Annotated in this window: 8 protein-coding genes and 1 pseudogene; 7 read left to right on the plus strand and 2 right to left on the minus strand. The window is 59.7% G+C overall.

What is annotated here, in order from left to right; translation table 11 throughout:
* Positions 1-2: 2 nt before the first annotated feature.
* Genes AC1DWM_RS27990 through AC1DWM_RS28010 form a run of 5 tightly spaced genes read left to right on the plus strand, consistent with a single transcriptional unit; the run spans position 3 to position 3,494 of the window.
* Positions 3-491: a hypothetical protein gene (locus AC1DWM_RS27990; RefSeq protein ID WP_477796666.1), complete on the plus strand. Its 489-nt coding sequence runs from the start codon at positions 3-5 to the stop codon at positions 489-491.
* Positions 488-715, plus strand: a complete 228-nt coding sequence (locus AC1DWM_RS27995) for a hypothetical protein (RefSeq protein WP_477796667.1) — start codon at positions 488-490, stop codon at positions 713-715. The genes AC1DWM_RS27990 and AC1DWM_RS27995 overlap by 4 nt, the downstream gene beginning before the upstream one ends.
* On the plus strand, positions 708-839 hold the full coding sequence (locus tag AC1DWM_RS28000; protein WP_477796668.1) for a hypothetical protein: 132 nt from the start codon (positions 708-710) through the stop codon (positions 837-839). The genes AC1DWM_RS27995 and AC1DWM_RS28000 overlap by 8 nt, the downstream gene beginning before the upstream one ends.
* Positions 827-1,702, plus strand: a complete 876-nt coding sequence (locus AC1DWM_RS28005; RefSeq protein WP_477796669.1) for a toprim domain-containing protein — start codon at positions 827-829, stop codon at positions 1,700-1,702. Before AC1DWM_RS28000 ends, AC1DWM_RS28005 begins: the two co-directional genes overlap by 13 nt.
* Positions 1,689-3,494, plus strand: coding sequence for a DUF927 domain-containing protein (locus AC1DWM_RS28010; protein ID WP_477796670.1), 1,806 nt, complete (start codon positions 1,689-1,691; stop codon positions 3,492-3,494). The genes AC1DWM_RS28005 and AC1DWM_RS28010 overlap by 14 nt, the downstream gene beginning before the upstream one ends.
* Positions 3,495-4,044: 550 nt before the next feature.
* Here the strand turns inward: AC1DWM_RS28010 and AC1DWM_RS28015 are convergent.
* A complete protein-coding gene (locus AC1DWM_RS28015) occupies positions 4,045-5,124 on the minus strand; it encodes an AI-2E family transporter (protein WP_477796671.1) in 1,080 nt (359 codons plus the stop codon).
* Positions 5,125-5,301: 177 nt separating this feature from the next.
* Complete coding sequence (locus tag AC1DWM_RS28020; RefSeq protein ID WP_452627776.1) at positions 5,302-5,643, minus strand: potassium channel family protein; 342 nt, start codon at positions 5,641-5,643, stop codon at positions 5,302-5,304.
* A 394-nt stretch (positions 5,644-6,037) separates the two neighbouring features.
* Between AC1DWM_RS28020 and AC1DWM_RS28025 the strand changes: the two genes are divergently transcribed.
* Together AC1DWM_RS28025 and AC1DWM_RS28030 are read left to right on the plus strand one after the other, a co-directional pair.
* Complete coding sequence (locus AC1DWM_RS28025; protein ID WP_477796672.1) at positions 6,038-7,594, plus strand: efflux transporter outer membrane subunit; 1,557 nt, start codon at positions 6,038-6,040, stop codon at positions 7,592-7,594.
* Positions 7,587-7,908 (plus strand): annotated as a pseudogene (locus tag AC1DWM_RS28030) (HlyD family secretion protein); the annotation flags it as partial. The gene AC1DWM_RS28025 and the pseudogene AC1DWM_RS28030, both read left to right, overlap by 8 nt.

The raw sequence follows: 7,908 nt of genomic DNA on the forward strand, positions 1-7,908 counted from the left end.
TCATGACCAATTTTCAACACTGCCAATCGGCGGTGACGCTCTCGGCTTGCCCGAAGAAAGACACCGAGCGCAATTCCACGGCTCATCCAATCAGCTTTTTCTTCGTCCAGGTCGCAGATGGTCGCGGCGCTTTCGGCTTCCAAATTTGCCTTACCGACGGCGATTTGGCGCGCGAGTTGTTAGAGGTGTTAGGGCGCGATCTGCTGGGTCGACACATAACGCTCCACTCCCTGGCCAGCCCAACGGAAAACGTTAAAGACCTCGCCGTCTTTCAGTGTATGACAACGCGAATCAAGCAACTGCTGGAGCGCTGCTTACATGAGCCGTCGCAAGGCCGAGCGTTTCTTGTGGCTTACGTGGAGACCTGGCGCCAACAGATGCCTTTGAGCGTCATAGCCTCATTTTTGGAGCATGCGAAATACCAGGCGGATCACGACGAGTACAGCTATCTGCCGCTTCACCAGGCAGCGATTGGGAGGGCTTACCCATGAGTACCGCCAAGCTGTTTTATGTGGTCCATCCGAAGGTCCACAAGGCATTGCTCGGGCCATTTCTGACCGAGGCTGACGCTCAGTGCGGTGTGGTGATCATGCGCAGTCTTGGCGCCATGGTCATGTCCGTTCAGGTCGATCACCTGGACGACATCGCCCGCGGGCATGCAGTGAGTAACGGCAAGGTATGCCGCGCCTTCGCAGGAGTTGGTCACCGTGAATAATGCCCCTGTTCACCACACACCACATCCGCCATCAGGTCCGGAACTCGTGCTGCTGATCGTACTCGTTCTGACAGCACTCATCGGCATGGACAATCTGCTGGAGGTGCTGCAATGGATAGTGTGATGCTGTTCCGTGACGCCCTTCAAGATGTCTACGGCCCGCTGGATTGGGTGCCGGAGCCAGACGGTGCGATTCATCGTTTCCATGTTCCCGGCGACAAGCAGGGCAGCGAAAACGGCTGGTATGTCTTGTACCTGGACAATATCGCCTCGGGTGCCTTCGGCAGTTGGAAAGACGGCGGCACTCGCACCTGGTGCAGCCGTGAACCGGTCGATCATCGCGAGGCGGTCGAGGTGCGCCAGCGGATCGAGCAGGCCAAGCGCCAACGCGAAGACGAGCAACAACAGCGCCAGCTCAAGGCGGCACTCCGTGCTCAGCGTTGGTGGCGTGATGCCCGGCGCGCTGATCCCGCCCACCCGTACCTCATCGCCAAAGGCGTCCGTCCGCATGGCCTGCGCCAGCGTGGTGACGCCTTGCTGGTGCCGCTGTATGTGGCGGGCGAGCTGATCAACCTGCAGCGCATTGCCAGCGACGGCAGCAAACGCTTTCTGGCGGGTGGCCGGATCAGGGGCAGCTATTCGCCTTTAGGCGTCATTGTGCCGGGCCAGCCGCTGTGCATCTGCGAAGGCTGGGCCACGGGCGCCACGCTGCACCAGCACGGTTACGCCGTGGCCTGCGCCATGAACAGCGGCAACCTCAAGCCGGTAGCACTCGCTCTGCGCTCCCGTTACCCAGAGCAGCCAATCCTCATCGCCGGCGACGACGACCGGCTCACCGACGGCAACCCTGGGCGTACGGCTGCCAATGCCGCCGCCGCGCTCGTAGGTGGCCAAGTGGCGTTCCCAGAGTGGCCAGAAAACGCCCCCGCAGACCTCACCGACTTCAACGACCTCTCCAACTGGAAACGCGCCCATGTCCCTGCCTGACAGCAACGTCATCAGCCTTCGGCCTGATGCGCCGACCGTTACGCCTGAGCGTCCCTGCTGGGCCGTGTACGAACACTGGGTCACCAATGAGAAGGGCCGAAAACTGCGCCCGGGTGTGTACCGTCACGGCTTCAAACGTGCAGCGGGCCAAGATGAGGATGACGCCGACAACGACACCAACGACCGCCCGATCATTGATGAATGGATCGCCAGCCCGGTGACCGTGACAGCGAGAACCACCAACAGCGACGACGGCAGCGAGGGCCGTTTGCTGCGCCTGTTCACCGACAGCGGCATCAAGGAGTGGATCATTCCCATGGAGGTGTTCGGCGGCAGCGGTGAGGATGCCCGCCGCCAGTTGTTCGGCATGGGCGTCATCATTGCGTTGAAGAAGCGCGCCGCCTTTATGGAGTACCTGTTGGAGCAACGCCCGGAAGAAGTCTTCGCCACCACGGGCCGTCCGGGCTGGCATGAGTCGGGCGCTTTTGTCTTGCCGGGGCGCACCCTCGGCAGTGACAAGGTGCGTTATCAGGCCAGCGGCAAAGGCCAGAACCTGTTCAGCGTGCGGGGCGAGCTGGCGCTCTGGCAAAGTGAAGTCGCCGCCAAGTGCGCGGGTAATCCGGTGCTGACGCTGGCGATTGGCTGTGCGCTGGCCGGACCGCTGCTGAGTCTGGTTGGCGTGCTCGGCGGCGGCGTGCATCTGGTGGGCGACAGCTCCAGCGGCAAGTCGTTGGCGCAGTTGATTGGCTCCTCGGTGTGGGGTGACCCGGGCGTGTTTGCCGCCAGTTGGGACATGACCAAAGGTGGCTTGGAGATCGAGGCGGCCGGGCGCAATGACACCCTGTTGCCGCTGGACGAAATCAAGCGCGCCGATCCGAAGCGTGTCCAGGAGATGGCCTACTCGCTGGCCAACGGTCAGGGTAAAGGCACCATGACCCGCGAGCGTGAAGGCCGGGCCAAACTGAGCTGGCGCCTGCTCACCCTCTCCAGTGGTGAGCGCTCCCTCTCCGAGCACGCCGCCATTTCCGGCAATGCCGCTCACGCCGGAGCTGAATTGCGCATGGTCGATGTGAACGCCGGCACGCGCGCCCACCGCGCCTTTGATGAGTTGCACGGTCTGGAGGGGGCCGACTTTCACCGCCTGCTCACCGTCGCCGTGAGTGCCCACCATGGCCACCTGGGCTCCGCCTTCGTCGAGCAGCTACTCGCCAGCGACGACCGCCCCGGCCTGCTGGAACACTTCGCCAATGTGCGCGCCAAGTTCGTCGAGGACAACGCCCAAGCCGGCCGTGTGGCCGATCGCTTCGCCGTGATTGCCCTGGCCGGAGAAATGGCCATCGCCTATGGCCTGTTGCCTTGGGCACCGGGAAGCGCCCTGACCGACTGCCAGTTGCTGTACGGCGAATGGCTGGCGCGGGTCGGCAGCGGCAATGCCGAAGACCGGCAAATCCTCGCCGGCATCCTCGACTTTATCGACAAACACGGCAGCAGTCGCTTCTCCGATGTGGATGACCACACCCCGGACACCAAGGTGTTCAACCGGGCCGGCTACTGGGAGGTATCCCTGGGTAAACGTCTGTACCTGTTCAACAAGTCGGCACTGGTCGAAGCGGCCAACGGCTACGGCCTCAGTCGTGTGGTCAAGGCGCTGGATGGAGTAGGGGCTTTCGCCAAGCGCGACACCGACAGAGAGAGCCGCAAGACCAAAAAATATCGCCTGCCCGGTGGCGGGTCGGCGCGCCTGTATGTCGTCGATGCCGAAGCCATGGACCCGGAGGCCGCCAATGTATGACGACCCAACTCCAATGGCCGACTTCACAGGAACCTAGTTTTGTGGGGAACGCGGGGAACAGTGGGAACAGCCAATGTTTCCTGGGCTTTAGGGCGTTCCCCCTTATAGAGATGTTGGGGAACAGGGGGAACACACACCTGTTTTTCTATAAACGACCCTGCCTCTGCCCAGCAATCTGGCTGGAGGTGTTGCGGGGCCTGGTCCTGTCGGAGGTGCGCGGAGCATTGGACTTAGCAACAACACCAACAGTGCTTTGATCACACTTTTGTCTCCTGCCATGGACGCTAGATGATGGGTCGTGTATTTGGGATGAATCAGCTGTAGCGAATGTCGCTGAAGTAAAAATTGCCACCAGCAGCGCGTCCTTATCGCCCTGACCATAGGGCTCGCGACGATAAGCACGTCGCTTGCCGGGCATGCGCAGCCCCTGTACTTCAACGTAGTCAGAAATACAATGAGCGGCGGGCAGGCCACCGCTCACACTCGTCAAGAGGGCGGTGCGTACTGTGCTGAAGCTGCTCCAGCGTACGCCACCACCGAGTTGCGGACTTTATCCTTCTGCTGGTTGATCCTGCACCCACTGCCAGAATAATTGGTAGCCCACCGCAAGCACCACCGGGCCTATGAACAAGCCCAGGATGCCGCTCGTGACCATGCCTCCCAGCGCGCCAATCAGCACGACCGGCATCGGCACATCCACACCCCGTCCCAGCAACAGCGGTTTGAGGACGTTGTCCACCAAGCCGGCAACGAACACAAAGACGGCGAAGATAATGGTCCTCGTGTTGGGCCCCTCGGTGGCCATGACATAGGCGATCACCGGCAGCGTAATCAGTGTGGCCGGTAACTGCATGATGCCCAGTAGCAATACGCCGATGGCCAGCAGACCAGCACCCGGGATACCTTTGAGCACGAAGCCCAGGCCCACCAGCAACATCTGGATGAAGGCAATGCCGACCACGCCGAGCGCAACTGCGCGAATGGTTGCGGTGCACAACTCGGCGATTTTCGGCCCCTTTTCAGTACCGCTGATGCGCGACGCAATATCTACCGCACAGCGGCTGCCAGCCTTACCATGCGCCATGAAAATACCGGCGATGATCAAGGCAACAATGAACATCAGCAAACCTGCCCCGACGCCGGCAATTTTGGTCAACAAGCCCAAACTCACGCCTTTGATTTGCGGCAAGTACTTCGCCACCAGGACGGGAAGATCGGTTGAGGCCTGTGCCCATAATGCCGAGACAGATTTACCCACTAGTGGCCATGTGGCGACTGTGTCGGGCGGCGGCGGGATATGGAAGACCCCCTCCTTCACAAGGTCGATGACCTGTCCGACCGACGAAGCAATCGAGGTGCCCAACAGATAGACTGGCACCACCAGAATAGCGATGGCAATCAGTACAATCGCCGTTGCAGCTCGCCCTTCACTGCGTCCCAGCGACCCCATGATTCGCAGTTGCAACGGGTAGAGCGTGATCGCCAGGATGACCGACCACAGCATCAGATCGCGAAACGGACGGAATATTTCGAAGCAAAACAGAACCAGAACAACAATCAACCCAGCACGAATAAGGACATCGAGCATGCTGCGGGTCAACGATTTTGCGGACAGAGGTACGGGCATCATAGATGTATCCTTGTTGATAGCAGCACAGGTAGGGAACCATTAGCCCTGCATAGACGACGGCCATTCAACAGTGCGACGGCATCCTCCGCCCCACCTGTCACAATGCCGTGAAATAGAAAAGTAACCGAGTGTGTAACTAGTTCTGTGTAATCGGTCGTTCTGCGCGATGCGGCGGCCTTACTCATCGGATTTGGCCGCCTGCGCGGTGACTTCAATGGCCCGAATACTGATCGCCGCAAAGATCGCCGTCATCAGAACGCCGTGAAAACCGAGCACGATGGCAAGGACACGCGAGGTGGCCAGTTTGGGTACCAGGTCGCCATAACCGATGGTCAAGCCAGTGACAAAGGCAAAGTAGATACCGTCAAATGGGCTCCATTCTTCCAGGTGACTGATGATCAGACCGAGCACTACGATCATAAACAGGAGGAGGGAAAAAATCGGCCAGACAACACGAAAGTAAAACCATACCGTTTTGTAGAACTCGCGGCGGACGTGCCTCGCATAAGAAATATGCATGCAATGGGTTCCTGGGATTTAGCGGCATTAGAAATGCGTGACGTACTCACACCCAATAGCGTGACACAAGCGCCAGACTTAGGAACTAGTCGATATGTGCACGAAGCTGTTTTCGATGGCCGACTAAAATCACTGACCAAATTCAAGAGATAGTAGAAACGAACTCAACAAGTGAAGTGAAAAGTAAGGAAAGAAAGGAAAGAAAGCGCGCGTACGCTCGAAACCCATCACTTGATCATCCGCCGCAAACTCTACATCGACAAACCGACGACGCTGGTCAAATACGCGATCGATCACGGAATCATTTTGCAGCAAGAAAAAAAAACGCTGGCCACTCGATAACGCCCTCGGACGTGTAAGCTCCCGCGATCTTTTTTTGGCTGGACACAGCGCAATGCCTCCAGGTCGCCCCCTAAAGTTGCAGCCAGGCCATCTCATTCTGCTGGGGGCGCTGGCCCTGAGCGGTTGCATTCGGTTGGGACCGGACTTCCAGCCTCCGGGCGAAGAGTGGATCAAACATTGGGACACCCCGGCCCTCGAACAATCCAGCCAACGCGGGCCCAGTCCGGATCTGCGACAGTGGTGGCATGTCTTCAACGACCCGGTGCTCGATCAACTGATTGCGCAAGCGGATGCCTACAACTCCAGCCTTAAAATCGCCGGTTTGCGCGTCATGGAGTCCCGCGCCAAGCTGGGCATTACGCAAGCCGGGCTGTACCCGCAACTGCAGCAAGTCAGCGCGGACAGTTTGTACATTGACCGTCACCAATATGGTGGCAACAATCCGCAAGACAGCAATTTGTGGCAACACAGCGGCGGGTTTGACATCGGTTGGGAGCTCGACTTCTGGGGGCGTTTCAGTCGCGCCATCGAGTCGGCCGATGCGACTTACTTTTCCGCCCAGGCCAACTATGAAGACGTCCTGGTCTTGCTGCGTGCCCAGGTGGCGGACACCTATTATTTGCTGCGCACCACAGACTCCCGTTTGCGCGTCGCCCGTGAAAATGCCGCGCAGCAAAAGCGCAATTACGAGATCACCGAAAAACTGTTCAACAGCGGCCAGGATGCCGAACTCGATCTGCAACAGGCCAAAACCCAATACTTGGGCACGTTGGCCAGTATTCCTAACCTCCTGGACCAGTTGCAACGCACGCGCAACGCCTTGGCCGTGTTGATCGGGCAACCGCCGGGCAGCCTGCCACAGGTGATCGATAACAATAGCCTGGTCCCGCTGGTCGATCGCGCCGTGCTGCAAGATGTGCCGTCCAGTTTGCTGCTGCGTCGGCCTGACGTACGCGCCGCCGAACTCAACGTCGCCGCCCAAGGTGCGCTGGTCGGCGTGGCCGAAACCGACTTCTATCCATCGCTGACACTGCTCGGCAGCATTGTCTGGTCGGCGGACTCTCTCAATGGCACCTCCAGCAGCCTGGACCTGATCGGTGGTCCCAGTCTGCGCTGGAATGTATTCGATCACGGGCAGATCGCCAACAACGTGCGCGTCCAGGACGCGCGGTTGCAGCAGTTGATCGAAGCCTACCGCGATAAAGTTCGCCAGGCCGCTCGCGAAGCCGATGATGCGGCTAACGGCCTGATCCAGTCATTGGAGAGCGAACGCATCCTGCGCGACGCCGGAGGGGCTGCCGAACGTTCGCTGGTGCTGGCCAGCGTGCAATTCCGGGAAGGTTACGCCGACTTCCAACGGGTGCTGGACGCTCAACGCGCGCTGCTCGAACAACAGGACAATTACCTGCTGGCACGCGGCAATGCAGTCAGCAATGTCATCGCCCTCTACAAGGCCTTGGGCGGTGGTTGGTACACCCCTCAGCCGTATGTGGACTCGGCCACCCGCCAGGTGATGGAAGAACGCATCGACTGGGGCCACATGCTTGACGATCCCGCCGCCGCACTGCCCGTTTACCCGCTGCCAGCCAAGGAAAATAGCCATGAGTGAAGCCTCGCAACCCTCCCCCGACGCCAGCGAACCGGTAGCGGCCGACCCGGTGAAAAAAGGCATCAAATGGGTGTTGATACTGATCATCCTGAGCCTGGTCTGGTACTTGTTAGCCGACCGGTTCACGCCGTATACGCAACAAGCGCGTGTGGGCGCATTCGTCATTCCGGTGGCGTCGGAAGTCGCGGGCAAGATGATCCGGGTGAACGTACACAACAATCAGACCGTCAAGGCCGGCGAGGTGCTCTTCGAGGTGGACCCGGCGCCCTATCAGATTGCCGTCGATCGCGCCCGCGCCGACCTTGAGACTGCAC

This window comes from Pseudomonas sp. P4_C8 (assembly GCF_056401975.1).